The organism is Saccharopolyspora sp. NPDC000995, assembly GCF_053599315.1.
In genome coordinates, this window is record NZ_JBSFLZ010000072.1 from 1 (window position 1) to 16,525 (window position 16,525).

At 65.9% G+C, this 16,525-nt stretch carries 14 protein-coding genes; 3 read left to right on the top strand and 11 right to left on the bottom strand.

Annotated elements, in window-relative coordinates; genetic code table 11:
* Window positions 1-94 precede the first annotated feature (94 nt).
* A complete protein-coding gene (locus ACWDKQ_RS22065) occupies window positions 95-931 on the bottom strand; it encodes a LysR family transcriptional regulator (RefSeq protein ID WP_450140635.1) in 837 nt (278 codons plus the stop codon).
* Window positions 932-1,025: 94 nt separating this feature from the next.
* Between ACWDKQ_RS22065 and ACWDKQ_RS22070 the strand changes: the two genes are divergently transcribed.
* The gene (locus tag ACWDKQ_RS22070; protein ID WP_450140664.1) at window positions 1,026-1,751 is read left to right on the top strand and encodes an SDR family NAD(P)-dependent oxidoreductase; all 726 of its coding nucleotides are present in this window, start codon (window positions 1,026-1,028) and stop codon (window positions 1,749-1,751) included.
* A gap of 637 nt (window positions 1,752-2,388) precedes the next feature.
* On the opposite strand, the gene ctaE is transcribed toward ACWDKQ_RS22070, so the two are convergent.
* From ctaE to ACWDKQ_RS22095, 5 genes are all read right to left on the bottom strand, one after another.
* Window positions 2,389-2,970, bottom strand: a complete 582-nt coding sequence (gene ctaE, locus ACWDKQ_RS22075) for an aa3-type cytochrome oxidase subunit III (protein ID WP_450140636.1) — start codon at window positions 2,968-2,970, stop codon at window positions 2,389-2,391.
* A gap of 366 nt (window positions 2,971-3,336) precedes the next feature.
* Window positions 3,337-4,182: a DMT family transporter gene (locus ACWDKQ_RS22080; protein WP_450140637.1), complete on the bottom strand. Its 846-nt coding sequence runs from the start codon at window positions 4,180-4,182 to the stop codon at window positions 3,337-3,339.
* A 456-nt stretch (window positions 4,183-4,638) separates the two neighbouring features.
* On the bottom strand, window positions 4,639-4,896 hold the full coding sequence (locus ACWDKQ_RS22085) for a hypothetical protein (protein ID WP_450140638.1): 258 nt from the start codon (window positions 4,894-4,896) through the stop codon (window positions 4,639-4,641).
* 68 nt (window positions 4,897-4,964) lie between these two features.
* The gene (locus ACWDKQ_RS22090) at window positions 4,965-5,429 is read right to left on the bottom strand and encodes an ATP-binding protein (protein WP_450140639.1); all 465 of its coding nucleotides are present in this window, start codon (window positions 5,427-5,429) and stop codon (window positions 4,965-4,967) included.
* Window positions 5,430-5,451: 22 nt separating this feature from the next.
* Window positions 5,452-5,781 carry an STAS domain-containing protein gene (locus ACWDKQ_RS22095; protein WP_450140665.1) on the bottom strand — a complete coding sequence of 110 codons (330 nt, stop codon included), beginning with the start codon at window positions 5,779-5,781 and terminating at the stop codon, window positions 5,452-5,454.
* Between the two features lie 115 nt (window positions 5,782-5,896).
* Here ACWDKQ_RS22095 and ACWDKQ_RS22100 point away from each other — a divergent pair, with 115 nt between their 5' ends.
* Window positions 5,897-7,141: a PP2C family protein-serine/threonine phosphatase gene (locus ACWDKQ_RS22100; protein WP_450140640.1), complete on the top strand. Its 1,245-nt coding sequence runs from the start codon at window positions 5,897-5,899 to the stop codon at window positions 7,139-7,141.
* A 354-nt stretch (window positions 7,142-7,495) separates the two neighbouring features.
* A complete protein-coding gene (locus ACWDKQ_RS22105) occupies window positions 7,496-7,687 on the top strand; it encodes a ubiquitin-like protein Pup (RefSeq protein ID WP_450140666.1) in 192 nt (63 codons plus the stop codon).
* Between the two features lie 842 nt (window positions 7,688-8,529).
* Here ACWDKQ_RS22105 and ACWDKQ_RS22110 read toward each other — a convergent pair.
* The 5 genes from ACWDKQ_RS22110 to ACWDKQ_RS22130 all read right to left on the bottom strand — a co-directional run bounded on the left by ACWDKQ_RS22110 (window position 8,530) and on the right by ACWDKQ_RS22130 (window position 16,448).
* Window positions 8,530-8,814, bottom strand: coding sequence for a Ppx/GppA phosphatase family protein (locus ACWDKQ_RS22110; RefSeq protein WP_450140667.1), 285 nt, complete (start codon window positions 8,812-8,814; stop codon window positions 8,530-8,532).
* Between the two features lie 711 nt (window positions 8,815-9,525).
* Window positions 9,526-10,575: an SDR family oxidoreductase gene (locus ACWDKQ_RS22115; protein WP_450140641.1), complete on the bottom strand. Its 1,050-nt coding sequence runs from the start codon at window positions 10,573-10,575 to the stop codon at window positions 9,526-9,528.
* 6 nt (window positions 10,576-10,581) lie between these two features.
* Complete coding sequence (locus ACWDKQ_RS22120) at window positions 10,582-13,530, bottom strand: FAD-binding and (Fe-S)-binding domain-containing protein (protein ID WP_450140642.1); 2,949 nt, start codon at window positions 13,528-13,530, stop codon at window positions 10,582-10,584.
* A gap of 15 nt (window positions 13,531-13,545) precedes the next feature.
* The gene (locus ACWDKQ_RS22125) at window positions 13,546-14,655 is read right to left on the bottom strand and encodes an enolase C-terminal domain-like protein (protein ID WP_450140643.1); all 1,110 of its coding nucleotides are present in this window, start codon (window positions 14,653-14,655) and stop codon (window positions 13,546-13,548) included.
* Complete coding sequence (locus tag ACWDKQ_RS22130) at window positions 14,652-16,448, bottom strand: thiamine pyrophosphate-requiring protein (RefSeq protein WP_450140644.1); 1,797 nt, start codon at window positions 16,446-16,448, stop codon at window positions 14,652-14,654. The genes ACWDKQ_RS22125 and ACWDKQ_RS22130 overlap by 4 nt, the downstream gene beginning before the upstream one ends.
* Between the last annotated feature and the right edge of the window lie 77 nt (window positions 16,449-16,525).

The following is a 16,525-nucleotide window of genomic DNA, read 5'->3' on the forward strand; positions in this document are numbered from 1 at the left end:
ACGATCCATGGCGGCTGCTCGCCTTTCCTCACGTGTCCATGATCGACGATCAAGGAACCTCAGGCACTGCAAGTGATCAATTTGTTAGGAACTCTTAGAGGAGTGTGGCCACGCGGACTAGATCGGCGAGTGGAAGGGAGCGGCTGTGGGGCGGCCAGGCGATGACTGTCGTCACGTTCGGCGCGTCTAGAACCGGTACGGCGGCGAGGCCTTCGAGCAGGTTGACGCGGCTGGATTCGGGCATGACCACGGTGGTGCGGCCGAGTGCGATCATTTGGAAGAGTTGCGTCTGGTTGCGTACTTCCACGCCGGGGCCATCTGGATAGACGCCGTCGGGACCGGGCCAGCGCGCCAGCGGGAGATCCGGCAGTGAGCTGACATCTGCCATCCGTACCTGGGGCTCGCTGGCAAGCGGATGCGATGTCGGAAGAATGGCGACTTGGTGCTCGGTGTTCAGAATTTCGATGTCGAGTTCGGCCGTCGGGTCGAAGGGTTGATGCAACAGCGCCACGTCGGCCCGGCCGTCATGCAGCGCTTGCTGGGGCTGGGATTCGCAGAGCAGCAGGTCGACGGCGACGGCTCCCGGCTCTGCGGCGTACGCGTCGAGCAACTTCGCCAGCAGTTCACCGGAGGCGCCGGCCTTGGCAGCCAGGACGAGCGAGGGCTGGCTGGTCGCGGCATGCTGGGTGCGTCGCTCGGCTGCTGCCAGCGCGCCGAGGATCGCCCGGCCTTCGGCCAGCAGCACCGACCCGGCTTCAGTAAGCGAGACTTTGCGGCTGGTGCGTTTCAGCAACACGACTCCGAGTCGTTGCTCCAGCTGGGCAATCGTCCGCGACAGCGGCGGCTGGGCGATGCCCAGGCGCTCGGCGGCCCGGCCGAAGTGCAACTCCTCGGCGACCGCAACGAAGTACCGCAACTCCCGCGTCTCCACCCGTTGAGCCTACCGCTGATTCATATCAGCTGGGTATCGGTGTGCGACCTAGATGGTGTTGGTTCTCCGCCGGATTCCGGCCACGCTGGAAAGCATGAGCGAACAGACGATTGCACTGGTCACCGGCGCAAACAAGGGAATCGGATACGAGATCGCGGCCGGCCTGGGCGCGCTGGGGTGGAGCGTCGGAATCGGGGCACGGGACCACCAGCGCCGGGAGGATGCCGTGGCGAAATTGTGCGCGGACGGCGTCGATGCGTTCGCGGTATCCCTGGACGTGACCGACGACGCGAGCGTCGCGGCTGCTGCCGCTGTGCTCGAGGATCGCGCTGGCCGGCTCGATGTGCTGGTTAACAACGCCGGCATCGCCGGGGCATGGCCGGAGGCGCCCTCGACCGTCACGCCGGCGAGCATCCGGGCGGTGGTTGAGACCAACGTGATCGGCGTCGTTCGGGTCACCAACGCGATGCTGCCGTTGCTACGCCGCTCCGAGCGCCCGCGGATTGTCAACCAGTCCAGCCACGTCGCGTCCCTGACCTTGCAAACCACGCCGGGCGTTGACCTCGGCGGGATCAGCGGAGCCTACTCACCGTCGAAAACGTTCCTCAACGCGATCACCATCCAGTACGCCAAGGAACTCAGCGATACCAACATCAAAATCAACAACGCCTGCCCCGGTTACGTCGCGACCGATTTTAACGGCTTCCACGGAACCAGCACGCCAGCAGACGGCGCCAGGATCGCCATTCGGCTCGCCACGCTGCCAGACGACGGCCCGACCGGAGGCATGTTCGACGACGCCGGACATGTGCCCTGGTGAGGCGCACAGTCAGCAACGATGCAAACGAAGTTGGAGAAGCTCGATGTGGCGCACGCCTGCGATGACTGGGCTATGGCCGACTCTTCGACCGGCGGCCAACGAAAACAAAGATCATCGGCGCGACACCAATCGTGCATGTTCGTTTGGATGGTCTCGGCCGCGAACGGGCACACGGCCTTGACCGGCGCGCCTCGGCCGTCTGCCTTCCGCTTGTTCGCTGAGATATCGATGTCCAGTGCGATCTTGTTGCTGACCAGGATGCCTTCCGGCTGGGAATCGGTTGTGCGGAACGGGTTCGATGCGCAAGCCGTCAGCGATTGACGAGCAGGCCGGCCACCGCGAGGTCCTGGATGCCCAGCCCGGGTGAGCGGCAGCGGACCGGCCGCTCACCCGGTAGGTCGGCAGGAGTTGGTTGAGCCTGGACGTGATTCCACTAGCCCGTCCCAGGCCACCGTCGCCATCACGTTCAGCGCGGCCCCGCAGCGTCTTCAACGACGAACGCCAGTCTGGTGAGCCCGCGCGTCGCCCTCAGCACGGAACACGAGTCGCAGTGGCGTTTCCACGGAATCCGGCCCAGAAGCTCAATTACGGCAAACCACTCGTGGACTGTTGGCAAGGCCCACTGTTTTTTGCCAGATCAGGGCACCAGGTAGATCACGCTGAACAGGCCGATCCACACGATGTCCACGAAGTGCCAGTAGTATGAGACGACGATCGCCGCGATCGCCTGCGCCGGTGTGAACCGGCTCAGGAGCGTGCGAACCATCAGGAATATGAATGCGACGAGGCCGCCGATGACGTGCAGGGCGTGGAACCCGGTGGCCGTGTAGAAGGCCGTCCCGAATGCCGAGGATGAGATCGTGGTGGCGTGCTCGGTGACCAGCATGCGGTACTCGTTCGCCTGGCCCAGCACGAAGATCGTCCCCATCACGAGGGTGGCGACGTACCAGCGGCGCAGGCCGTAGACGTCCCCGCGTTCGGCGGCGAACACGCCCCACTGGCACGTGAATGACGACGCCACCAAGATCACCGTGAACGGCACCGCGTAACTCAGGTCCAGCTCGGTTGGTGGCGGCGGCCACGGCCCGCTGTGCTGCGCCTTGACAGTGAAGAAGATGGCGAACAGGCCCGCGAAGAACATCAGTTCGCTGGCCAGCCACACGATGGTGCCCACGCTGACCATGTTCGGGCGGTTCAGCGTGTGGACACGCCTACTCATCGAAGCAGTCGAATCCGACACGTCCGCCAGTATGCGATACCGACCGGCTCGCCGAGACTTGATGGACGGCCAAAGTGCCTGCGGCGGAAGGGCCCGGCGCGACATCCGAGCACCTGCTGGATCTTGGGCGGGCATACCCGTTTCCATGCCCACCTGGCGAAGCCGAGCCCCCGAGCAGATCGGTTTAAGGGTGTCCGTTCGTGCATCACAGTCGGATGCTGGTCACCGGAAACCGAGCTTCCCATAACTGATGAGGCGCGTCGTGCCCACAACCACACCACGCGTAGTCATATCAACACTGCGTGAAGTACACGGTACCCACGCCCCAGGTGACTGTTTAGTCGCCAACAAGCTGGTGCCTTCGCGTCAGCGCCGAGGCGTACGGTGAGGCGCATCAGGGTTCAGCATCTCCGAACGGGACAGCACGACTGTGCCGACACCGATCAACACTGCTCCGGCCGTCGTCCCGAGCAAGAACCACCCTCCGCGCGCCTGCTCACCGAACACTGACAAGCCCCACGCCACGGATACGAGCGGATTGGTCAGCGTGAAACCGGGTTGCGAGGCAACGAGGTTGCCCGCGTGCAGTGCGCTCTGCAAGAGGAAGAACGACAGAGGGCCAAGGACCGCGACACCGTACGTTTGCCACGTGCTCAGGAGGCCAGCGCCGTGTGCAACCGACGCACCTACCCCAGCAATCAACGATGAGTTCAAGCCGAAAGTGGCCCCCGTGGCGACTCCCAGCAACGCTGCCCGGTGCTCACGCTGACCCCGGTAACCCAACGCCACCAGCGCGATGATGGGGCCCGCCGTCGCCGCGATGCCGACCGCCCAAGTCCCCGTTGCAACCCGCGGGTCACCGCCCTCCGGGGCCAAGCACGCCAAGAAGATCGCGAGCCCCACCGACAGCATCCAGATCGCGGCCCAGTCCCGACGCGGAATCCGCAGCCGGAAGGCCCAGGACGCTAGAACCAACGTAAACGGAAGTTCGGTGACCAACACGGGTTGAACAAGAGCGATTCGCGACACGGTGATCGCGATACCATGCACGACAAAGCCGATCAGCATTGCGCTAATGCCGAGCACCCACACCGGGTGGCGAATGAGATCCACAAGCATTTTGGGCGAGAACCCCGACGACTCCGGGAGCTCCTTCGTGCCACGTCGCTGCAGGACCGATGCCGAGGCATTCAACAGGGCCGCAATGACCATCAAGCCGACTCCAAACACACGACAGTATATGCACTAGGAGCCCCACTGCCCCGCGCTCCATCAACGCGCCGATCACAGATCGTGATGGCCAGCGACCAGCCGAACACCATCAGGTGAGCCCCAACGACCACGCCCCAACCGTCGCGAGGCCGAGAGCCGCGCGTCGGCTCGTATGACCGTGCGGCAACCATCAGCGACACGAGTCGCGGGCTCTGAAGCAAAACCACTGGACATCTGATCACAGCGAGGACAACCGGTGCTCGCGCCAAGCCCGATCGAGGCCGTCTACCAAGCGCGCGACGCGCTCCAGGTCGCCGCCGCGCAACAAGCCACGTCAAAGAGCCTACGACGGAACAACTGGCCGCCTACGGGTCCGTCATCGTTGCCACCCTGACCGGACTCGGCAATCTCACGGGAGTCCTCGCCGATCAGGTGGCCGACTCCGGAGAGGCACAATTATTCGACCAAGGTGTGGAAATTCAGCAAATCGAGGGGAATCGCTTCGCTCTCAATCATCTCGTTGAGCTTCTGAATATGCCGTCGAGCACGATCGTGGATGCCGAGCGGTACTGGGCCGCCGTCTTCAGCATGCAGAAGAATCGCGAACAGCACGCTAATCACGGGTGAGCCAGCATCTCGGCCGGACACATGTCCGTCCCGCACCACGACAGCGGCCGCTCCGCCTAAGTTGATGAGGTCCGGTCCACCGGCCATGGCACACCGACGCAGGACAATCGCTGCTCGTTCTGGCTGGCACGGCAAGCGAGCAGCATTCAGCTGGACTAACCAGTGGTCGACCAGGTCATCTTCACGACCGTGCCGATTTCACTCGGGGTAATCACGGCCTCGTCGGCGAGGCGGCGTATCAGCGGCAAGCCCCGACCACCTTCGACGTCGGCACCCCAGTCCAGCGGCACCCAATTACCACGATCAGTGACCGTCACCTGAACTCGGCTCTCGGCAGCGAGGTGCACAGCCTCCACATCCAGCTCTCCCGAGTACGCGTACGCATGCTCGACCACGTTCGCCATCGCCTCGTAGGCTGCGAGCGCAAGTGCCTCCGAAGCGTCGCTGCCGAGGCCCGCGCAACGGCCCCACCCGGCTAGCTCATCACGCAACGCAGGAAGTTCCCAAGGTGATGCTCGAACCCTTTGGTAGCGCAGCGCCGGGACCGGGGAGGCCCCGTCTCCAGCGGCGCCCGGCGCAGGACCTCCGTTCGACAGGCCAGCCATCATCTCGAGCCCCATCCGTCCAAACCATCGTGGAACATCAGGAGCCAGCCACGGCCAGTGCCTGTTCCTGGGAGGAGAAGACCTCGATCTCCTGGTCGAGCCCAGTCAGCTGGATGGGCCGCACCGTCGCCGGGCCGTCCGCGACCACCCGGAAACCGATGTCGGTTCCGGCACGGTTGCGAGCACGGACCAGCACGGCGAGCCCCGCCGAGGACAGGAACGTCACCCCGCTGAAGTCCAAGATCAGGATTTCTGGCCGCATGTCGAAGGCGATCATGATCGCTGACTCGACGCGAGGAGCGTTGAGCAGTTCGACCTCACCAACGACTTCCATCACCAGGACATGGTCGGACCACCGGGTCACCACGCTCAACGGTGCTGCTGGGTCGTTTGAGCCGGCAAACGTGGACATGTCCCCATGGTGGTCTCCGAACCGCTCGAAAGCAAAGATGCCCCGCAGTGCTGGGACTACGATGTCCCACATGCGAATCGCGACCGGTTCGTCCGACGGCGCAGAGGAGCGGTTGCGGCAGATCGAGCTCGTCACCGACACAGCGTTGACACACCTCGAATCCGACGACCTGCTGCAGGAGATGCTGCACCGGGTCAGTGATCTGCTCGATGTCGATACCGCCGCGGTCATGCGTTACGAACCTGCCAGCGAGCTGCTGGTCGCGACCGCCGCAGTGGGAATCGAGGACCTGGTTCGCCAAGACGTCCGCAGCCACGTCGGCCCCAGCTTCGCCAGCGCGGTCGCCGCCGGCCGTCGGCCGCCGATCTTGGACAGCGAGGAAGATCCGTCCGTACTCCTACCCGCGTTCCAAGAGCATGGAATCTCAACACTGATCGGCACACCCGTGCTGGCTGGCGGTGACGTCATCGGTGTGCTCTACGTCGGCACTCACGGTGCCCGCCGCTTCAGCGAACACGACGCGCATCTGCTCCAGCTCGTCGCCGACCGCATCGCACTGGCGATCCGCGCCAGCACCACGCACGCCGAGCGTGCCGCGACGAAAGCCCTCCAACGCAGCCTGCTGCCCACGAAGCTTCCCGCAGTTCCGGGAATAACCCTCGACGCGCGATACGTCTCGGGCGCCGATCCGGGCGTCGGAGGCGACTGGTACGACGTTTTCACGCTGCCGTCCGGCCACATCGGTATCGTGATCGGAGACGTCGTCGGCAACGGCCTGCCCGCTGCCATCATCATGGGCAGACTGCGCAGCGCACTGCGCGCCTACGCCCTCGAAACCGAGAACCCGGCGCAGGTCTTGCACAAGCTGGACCGCAAGGTCACCCACTTCGAGCCGAACGCCATGGCCACGGTCGCCTACTCCATCTACGACCCCGCAGCGGCTGCGTTGCGCATCTCCATGGCAGGTCACCTACCGCCAGTACTCGGCATGCCCTCCTGTCGAAGCAGCCTGGCCCTAGTGCCCGTAGATCCGCCCGTCGGACTAGGAATCACCCGCCGTCAACGGCGGACCAGCGTGATCCAGCTGCCTGCGGAAGGTGTCGTTTGCTTCTACACCGACGGCCTGGTCGAGCGCCGCCATCGGTCGATCGATATCGGGCTGGATCAGCTCTGCGAGGCAGTCAATCCCGCGCCAGCCGACACAGTGTGCACCAGGGTGATGAACAAACTCGTCGGTGCCGAGCCGCCCGGTGACGACATCGCGCTTCTCGCCATCAGTCATTCCGAGACCACGAACACACCGAGTCGCCGATAGTTCAGACTCGCGCCTCCAAGTCGTCCCAGTCGTCAGCGCCCTGGCAAATCAGTGCTTTGTGTGCGCTGCTGGTCCCATGGCTGGGACAGCGTCGGCACTCGAGTGCTCTCCTCCCAGCAAGCTAGTTGAACCACCCCAATGCTTCGGTAAAACGGGCCATGGGACATCAACGATGTTTCACGTCTATCCACCGCGTTGGCCCGCAAACAGGCAAGATCCGGACGCCACGCACCGGCGACCCTCGCTAACCCGTTGGGCTCGATGTGTCCGCGACCGTGCATCCATGTCGTGCTTGTCGACGAACTGCAACGGGTACCCCAAGCCGTCGGAACTTCCCCCGAGGGGAGGGACGTGATGAGGCGGGAAAAATGCGGTCACCGAACATGGGATGAGGACGCCGCAGTCGTCGAGCCGACAGTCTCCGGCCGCCAACGGCCCGAGAAGCCCAGCGACGATCTCGAAAACATCTTGGACGAGATCGACGATGTGCTCGAGAAGAATGCAGAAAGGTTCGTGCGCTCCTACATTCAGAGAGGCGGCGAGTAGAGGCCAGGCACATCGCTGGCCAACGTTCGAGGGACGGAACTTGGCCATCCTGCTGGAATGCGTTCGCCACCCCAGACGGACCGGCGCCGTTGCCAGCACCCACGACGTTGCGCCGAAGCCTTCATCGACAGCCTCGCGATAGAAGACGCGCGCCACGTCGTCGAACTCGGCGCTGGCACCGGCGTCATCACGAGCGCGCTCCGACACCGACTACCATCGACTGCGCTGCTGCTGTCCGTTGAGATCAGCTCGGCATTGGCCACCCAGCGCCGCACTCGCAGACAACGTCGAAGTGGTCTGCGGCTCCGCAGCCGAGCTGATCACCATTCTCAACGACCGCCGAATCACCGCCGTCGACTGCGTTATCAGCTCACTTCCATGGACACTTATGCCCACCGAGGATCAGCATCAAATCCTGCACAGCATTTCCGCCGCACTCGCAGACACCGGATGCTTCAGCCTCCTGCTGGCCGCCAACCACACCTGGACCACAGCTGGCCGACGTTTCGACGCCCTACTCCGAGAGCACTTTTCCCCACATCCGAAAAGAACGGCCACACTGGGCGAATCTACCACCGCTGCGCGCTTATCACTGCCGAACCGCGCCAATAGCTTGAGTTCCACAGCAGCGGTACCACAGGGCCCATGTTTTTACACCGGCTCGTGCCCGGCAGTGCCGCCAGCTAACTGGAGAAGGTTGACCATCGGCAGCTGCGGCGCTCCACAGACCGGGATTTACCGGCGTCGCAGTGCTGCGGGCGGCGCATCGGCGGGAACGTCGAGATCTCCGGTTCGACAAACTGCTGCTATTAGAGGGCGCTCCGGCCAGTCGGGCCAGTTGCTTAAAAGTTTTTTGAGGTGCCGATCGCCCGAGCGGGCTCCCCTTCCCACCGGAGCCGATCGATGACTTCTCGGAGAATCTCGCGAATGTGATGCCGCAGCGTGCTGAGCTGTGCTCCCGTGGGCGGATCGTCAGGCAGGAATGCCCGGGTGAGCCGACCTGCTCCCAGCGGGAGCGATACCGCGAACTCCGGCTCGGCGTCGCGTCCGAGCATGAAATCCATCGATCCACCTCCCATGTCCATGACAAGTAGCCGACCAGCGGACCAGCCGTACCAACTGTGCACCGCCAGGTAGATCAACCGGGCTTCGCCTTGACCACTGGATTCCCGCCCGCGGCGGGCGGGACGGCCTGCTCAGACCCGGGGCTCCGGTCGACCGAGCGTGGCTCAGTTCGCACTTCAAGTGGCCGACCTGCTCAGCGAGTCCTAGCGTTCCAGGTAATGTCTTCAGAGCCGTCTCCAAAGCCCGCAGAACTGTACGACGCCGTGAACGCAGCTCTGATCGGTGCGCTCACAACCGGTCCCAAGGAGGAACTCGCCGAGGTGCAGAGGCTTGTGCAGGTGGCGGTTGCCGCGCTGGACTTCCCTGTGATGCGGGATGTACACGCCGATGTAGCCACAGCCGTACGCGCGGCTGAGGTGGCTCTCCAGAAAAGTGAGCGGTTCGCAGCCCGTCGCGCGCTCGTATCGGCACGCGGGCGGTTGGCGCCGCCAGGAGCCCGCTACACCGAGCCCTGAGACGTCCCCGGCTCAACTCGGTCGATCTGCTGGACCACGGTTAGTCAGTTTGAGTGAGTGCTCTGAGGACGCCGACGAGCGCCAAGCCGCAAGCTGGCGTCCCTGCGGGACTGCGCATTGTCGGTCGCGTCCCTGGCCGCTCGATCGGGTGTTGCCACTCTGACCTCTGTTCCGCCAGCGCCGACGTGCGGAGATCATCCGTGTCACGAACTTCTGCGCGACATCCTCTGGCTTGCTCCCCGTCCGCAGCAGAAGCCGCTAACCGAGGTGCAGCGGAGATCGGAATCGCTGCATCCGCCGCGCGCCCGGTAGCTGGCGGCGTCGCAGCACGCCCAAGCCCACCGCGGTCATTCCAACCACCGCGAGGGCGAGCGCGGTGTGATGGTGCGACGCCCACACCTGCGCGCTGCGCTCGTGCGCCCAGTAAAAGACGCCGCGGGCGCCGTAGTCCCGGCCACCCACTCCGTCTGCCGGATCCCACAGATTCTCCGCTCGGGCGGGATCACGGACATCAGCGTTCTGCTGCGCGGCATATCCGCTCCTGGCGAGGTAGCGGTCCAGCAGGCCCGGGACCACGGCGTTGGCGAGCAGCGTTGCCACAGTGCTGCCGCCGACCCAGTATTCGCGGCGCAGCGGATGGTCGGCGGCGTAGAGCACCGCGTCGGCGACGGTCTCGGGTTGGTAGATCGGCGGCATCGGTTGGGGGTGGTGCGGCAGCCGGGAGAGAACCCAGGAGAACTGCGGCGTGTTCACCGCGGGCAGCTGCACCATCGTGGTCCGGACGTTGCTTCGCTCGTGCAGCAGTTCGCAGCGAAGGGACTCGTGGAATCCCTGAATCGCGTGCTTTGCCCCGCAATACACCGACTGCAGCGGTATTCCTCGATACGCCAGCGCGGAGCCGACGTGCACGATCACACCCTCGTCACGCGGGCGCATGTGATGCAGCGCGGCCATCGCCCCGTGCACGTACCCGAGGTAGGTGACCTCGGTGACGCGCCGGTACTCCTCGGGGCTGATCTCCTCCAACGGAGCGAACACCGTGGTGAATGCGGCGTTGACCCAGACGTCTATGGGCCCGAGCTCGTTCTCCGCGCGTGCGGCTGCCGCCGCGACCTGCTCGTGGTCGGCGACGTCGGCAGGAAGCACCAACGGCGTCCCACCTGCGTCGCGAATGTCCTGCGCGGCGGCATCCAGTCCGGTTCGTCCACGCGCCACGAGCGCCACGCGCGCACCGCGCCTTCCGTAAGCACGGGCGACTGCGCGCCCGACGCCTGCGCTGGCACCCGTCACCACCACGACCTGCGGCATAGCTGTTCACCTGCCTCTCGGCTGCCCGACGGATGGGAGCGCGGAGCGCAACAGCTCGGCCAGGTGCACCGGATGCTGCCGCGGTTCGGCGTGCTCGATCTGCGTACGACAGCTGAACCCGTCGGCGAGCACCGCTATGCCGTCCGGAGCTCCGCGCACGGCGGGCAGCAGGACCCGTTCGGCGCACGCCATCGACACCCCGTAGTGACCGCGTTCGAACCCGAAGTTACCGGCGAGACCACAGCACCCGGAATCCAGGACATCGGCATCAATACCGGCGCGGCCGATCAGGTCGCTGTCAGCGTCGAATCCCAGCACCGCGTACTGGTGGCAGTGCCGCTGCACGATGGCCTGCCCGCCCACTCGCGGCGGCCGCCAGCCAGGTGCGAGGTCCCGGATCGCTTCGGCGAAGGTCACGAACTGCTCCCGCATCCGCTGCGCGTCCTCGTCGTGCGGCAGCAGCTCACGGCAGTCGGACCGGAACACCGCGGCGCACGACGGCTCCAGCCCGACGATCGGCGTGCCAGCCTCCAACCACGGCCGCAACAGCCGCAAGGTGCGCCGCACCACGCGTTTCGCGATGCCGAGCTGCCCGGTCGAGATCCAGGTCAACCCGCAGCACACCGGATCCGCCGGAACTGCGACCCGCAGTCCGGCATCTTCGAGCAGGTCTACGGCCGCGTTCGCGATCTGGGGATTGAAGTGGTTGGTGAACGTGTCCGGCCACAGCACGACCGCGTTGCTCTCACCGGGTCGTGGCGGTGTGGGTCCGTGGCGTTGGCGCCACTGCCGCTGGAAGCTCGCCGCGGCGAAACTCGGCGGGTTGCGCTGCGGCGCGATGCCAGCGAGTCGTTTCCCCGCTTCGGCCAGTACCGGGGCGTGCAGCGCCGCGTTGACCGCACGCGGAGCCGCTGCAGCGAGTTGCGCGATCGCAGGCAGCCAGCCCAGCGAGTAGTGCGCGGCTGGGCGCAGCCGATGCCGGTAGTGCTGTGCGAGGAACTCCGCCTTGTAGGTCGCCATGTCCACGCCGACCGGGCAGTCGGTCTTGCAGCCCTTGCACGCCAGGCACAGGTCCAGCGCGTCGCGCACCGCGGTGGAGCGCCACCCGTCGCGCACCGGTGAATCCGGATGCCCTTGTAGCATCTCGAAAAGCAACCGGGCCCGCCCTCGAGTCGAGTGCTCCTCCTCCCTGGTCACCATGTAGGACGGGCACATCACGCCGCCCGTGGCACGCCGGCAGTTGCCGATCCCGACGCAGCGAGACGCGGCCTGCGCGAAGCTGCTCCCGTCGTCGGGGAACCCGAGGAACGTTCGGGGTGTCGACGGCCGGTAGTCCGCGCCGAGTCGGAGGTTCTCGTCGACGCGGTAGGGAGCCACGACCTTGCCCGGGTTCATCCGGTTCTGCGGGTCGAAGGCCGCCTTGACCTCTTCGAAGGCCGTCACCAAGGCGCGGCCGAACATCCGTTGGAGCAGCTCCCCGCGGGCCTGTCCGTCCCCGTGCTCGCCGGAAAGCGACCCGCCGTGAGACGTGACGAGATCGGCCGCGCTGAACAAGAACTCCCGGAACGTGGCCAGCCCGGGGCCGGTCTTGAGCCGAAACGGCATCCTGATGTGCACGCAGCCGTGGCCGAAGTGACCGTAGAGCGCTGGACGCTCGTAGCCGTACCGCTGGAACAGCGCGAGCAGATCGCGCAGGTAATCGCCGAGCACCTTCGGCGACACGGCCGAATCCTCCCAGCCTTCCCAGCTCTCTGGCATGTCCGGGGGATGCGCCGTGACTCCCAGCCCCGCCTCGCGGGCCTTGAGCATCCGCTGCTCCTGCTCGGGGTTGCCGGAAACGGCGACGTCATCGTCCGAGGTCGACTTCCCCAGAGCGGCAAGCAACAAGTGCAGCTGGGCGTCGGCTTCCTCCGTGGTGTCGCCGCCGAACTGGACCATCAACCAGCTGTTCCCCTGCGGCAGCATCGCGACCGACTCGAGGAACTGGCCTTCCTCTCGCATGAAGTGCACCAGTTCGCCACCGATGGCTTCCAGTTGCACCGGCCGGCAATGGGCGATGATCTCCGGCACGGCGTCGGCGGCCGCAGCGATGTCGTCGTAGCCGAGCGCGAGCATGGCAGCAGCCGGCACCACGGGCACCAAAACGATCTCGGCGTGGAGCACGGTGGCCAACGTGCCCTCGCTGCCGACCACGAGCCCGGCCAGATCGAATTCCGCGCCGAGCAGCGAATCCAGGTTGTACCCGGACACCCGCCTCGGGATGTCCGGGTAGCGCTCGCGGATCTCGTCGGCGTAGCGGTCACGGATCTCCCGCAGGCGTGCGCACAACGCGCCGAGCCCGCCGCCTGCGTCGATGCGGTCCGCCAGTTCTTCCTGCGTCCATCTGCCCACCCAGGCCCGCGTCCCGTCGTAGGTGAGAATCTCCAGTCGCGCCACGTTGTCCACGGTCTTGCCGTAGCGCTGGGCACTGGCCCCGCAGGAGTTGTTGCCCACCATCCCGCCGATCGTGCAGTGGCTGTGCGTGGCCGGTTGAGGCCCGAACTTCAGCCCGTGCTCCGCGAGTTGGCGGTTGAGGTCGTCCAGCGCGATGCCTGGCTCGACGACGCAGGTCCGTGCTCCCGGGTCGACTGAGACGAGCTTGTTGCAGTACTTGCTCCAGTCCAGGACGACCGCGGCGTTCGTGCACTGGCCCCCGAGGCTCGTGCCGCCGCCGCGGGACAGAACCGGAGCATCGTGGCGGCGGCAGACCGCTACCGCACGTGCTCCCGCCTCCACCGTTCGCGGCACGACGACACCTACGGGCACCTGGCGGTAGTTCGAAGCGTCCGTCGAATACGCGCCGCGGGTGCCCGCGTCGAAGCGGACTTCCCCATCGACCTCCGCGCGGAGATCGCGCCCCAGCGCTTCGAGGTCCACTTGAGACGGTTCGGAGATTCGCGCACGAGCACCAACCATCGTTCCCCTCCCCTTTCAGGCGATCCGAAAGACTTCGGCGTCAGCTTCCTTGAACGTCATGCCGTGCCCCGCGCACGAGAGATCGGGGCGGACCCACCCACCGATCGGATCGAGCACCCCGTCGAAAAACATCCGCTCGATCCGATCATGGTCGTGGAACCACTCCAGATGCCGGAGGTTCGGCGTGGCCAGCGCAACGTGCGCGGCGAGGTTCTGCGCGCAGTGTCCGGAGATCTCCCGGTTACGAGCGGCCGCCACCGCGGCGGCCCGCAGCCATTCTCCGAAACCACCGCAGCGGGTGACGTCCACCTGCAGGCAGTCCACCGCTTCCGCCGCCAGCATGTCTTCGAAATAAGGCAAGTGGTAGCCGTATTCCCCCGCGGCGACGTCCGCGCCGACCGATTCCCGAACCCGATGCAATCCGCTGAGGTCGTCGCTGGAAACGGGCTCCTCGAACCACACCGCACGTTGCTCATCGAGCCGACGTCCGACCCGCACTGCCTGCGCCGGCCCGTAGGCACCGTTGGCGTCCACGTAGACCTCGACGTCCGGACCAACCACCTCACGCACCAGATCGACCCGCCGGAGGTCGCGATCGACCCGGGTGCCCCAGTCCTGCCCGATCTTGATCTTCACCGCGGGTAACCGCAGCTCGTGAACCCACCACCGCAGTTGTGCGCGCAGCTGCTGGTCGTCGTAGGTGGTGAACCCACCGCTGCCGTAGACCGCAACGACGTCCCGCACCCGCCCGAGCAAGCGGCACAGCGGCAGGCCGAGCAGGCGGGCGGCAGCGTCCCACAGCGCGATCTCCACCGCCGACATCGCGCACGAGACCAGGCCCGGACGCCCGACGTTGCGAACCGCCTTTTGCATCGCCTGCCACGCGGCTGGGACATCGAGCCCGTCGCGGCCTTCGACGGCAGAGCCCAAGATCCCGTGCACAAGCTCGACACCCGCGACATCGGCGTATGTCCAGCCCAGTCCGACCACATCACCGACCTCGGCGCGCACCACCACGATCGTCGTGGCCGACCAGGCTAATGTGCCATCGGCCTCGGCGGCATCGGTCGGCACCCGATACGCGCTCGCCCGAACCGGCCCGATCAGGGCTTCGATGGCGCTCATCGCTTGTTGCGGCCACCCGGCAGGAACTCCTGCACCTTGGACTTCACGCCTTCACGGACGACCGACCAAGCTTCGGGATCTCCCTTGAGCAGCGAGCTGGTCACCTTCTCCAACTGGTCGAGGTCTGCCCGAGGCGGGATCGGTGGCACGGTCGGGTCGGTGACGAACTCCAGCACGGTCGGCCGGTCTGCTGCCAAAGCCTGCCGCCACGCCTCGTGGATCCGGCCGGGATCATCGACCTTCGCCGCGCGCAAGCCCAGCTGTTCGGCGACCGCGGCGTAGCCGACGTCCGGGAGGCGCTGCGACGGGATGAACTGCGGAGCACCGCTCATCGCCCGCAGTTCCCAGGTGACCTGGTTGAGATCGCCGTTGTTGAGCACCGCGACCACCACCCGCGGATCGCTCCACTCCCGCCAGTAGTGTGCCAGGGTGATCAGCTCGTTGATGCCGTTCATCTGCATCGCACCGTCACCAACCAGCGCGATCACTGGGCGATCCGGGTTTGCGAACTTCGCCCCCGTTGCGTAGGGAACCCCCGGGCCCATCGTCGCCAGCGTCCCCGACAGCGACGCCCGCATGCCAGCGCGGATCTTGAGGTGGCGGGCGTACCAGTTCGCCGCCGAACCGGAATCCGAGGTGAGGATGACGTCGTCGGGCAGTTGAGGCGAGAGCTCGTGGAACACCCGCTCCGGGTTGATCGGATCCGCCTCGACGTGTGCCCGCCGGTCCATGACCTCCCACCACTCCCGCACGCTGTCCTCGACGCTCGTGCGCCACGAGCGGTCGCGCTTGCTCTGCAGCAACGGCAGCAACGCGCTCAGGGTGTGCCGGGCATCGCCGAGCAGGTTGACCTCGAACGGGTAGCGCATGCCAATGCGGTTCGGGTCGATGTCGATCTGGACCCCGCGCGCCTGCCCGAACTCGGGCAAGAACTGGCTGTACGGGAAGCTCGACCCGACCACCAGCAGCGTGTCGCAATCACGCATGAGCTGGTACGACGGTTTCGTCCCCAGCAGCCCGGCCGCCCCGGTGACGAACGGCAGGTCGTCGGCCAGCACATCCTTGCCGAGCAATGCCTTCGCCACGCCCGCACCGAGTACGTCGGCGACCTGGACGACCTCGTCCGCGGCATCGCGCGCACCCTGGCCGATCATGATCGCGACGCGCTCGCCCGCATTGAGCACCTCGGCCGCACGGCGCAGACTGGCCGCGTCCGGTAGTACCGAGGAGCCGGACACCCCAATGCTGGAGGGAACCATCTTGAATTCGTGCGTTGGCGCGCTGTACTCCAGGGTCTGCACATCGCCGGGAATGATCACCGCCGTCACCGTGCTGCGCGCATGTGCGGTACGCATCGCCCGGTCCAGCACGTTGGGCAGTTGCTCTGGCACCATGACCATGCCCAGGTATTCGCTTGCGACGTCCTTGTACAGCGCCATCAGGTCGACTTCCTGCTGATACGAACCACCCGTGGCAGAACGGGCGGTCTGCCCGATGATGGCCACCATCGGCACGCCGTCGAGTTTGGCGTCGTAGAGGCCGTTGAGCAGGTGGATCGCTCCGGGTCCTGAAGTAGCGGCGCACACGCCGATCCGGCCGGAGAACTTCGCGTATCCGACCGCCTCGAACGCCGACAGTTCCTCGTGCCGGGATTGCACGAAGCGCGGCCGATCACCGGCCCGATCCCACGCGGCCAGCAACCCGTTGATCCCGTCACCGGCAAAGGCGAAAACGTGCTCGACGCCCCACTCCCGCAATCGGGACAAGACGCGATCCGCAACCAACTCCGCCACGTTGAGCACCTCCTCCAAACTCAGGCGATAACCCTCCCAGTGCCGATCTACCCGAACCGCCGCAACGCAAACCACGG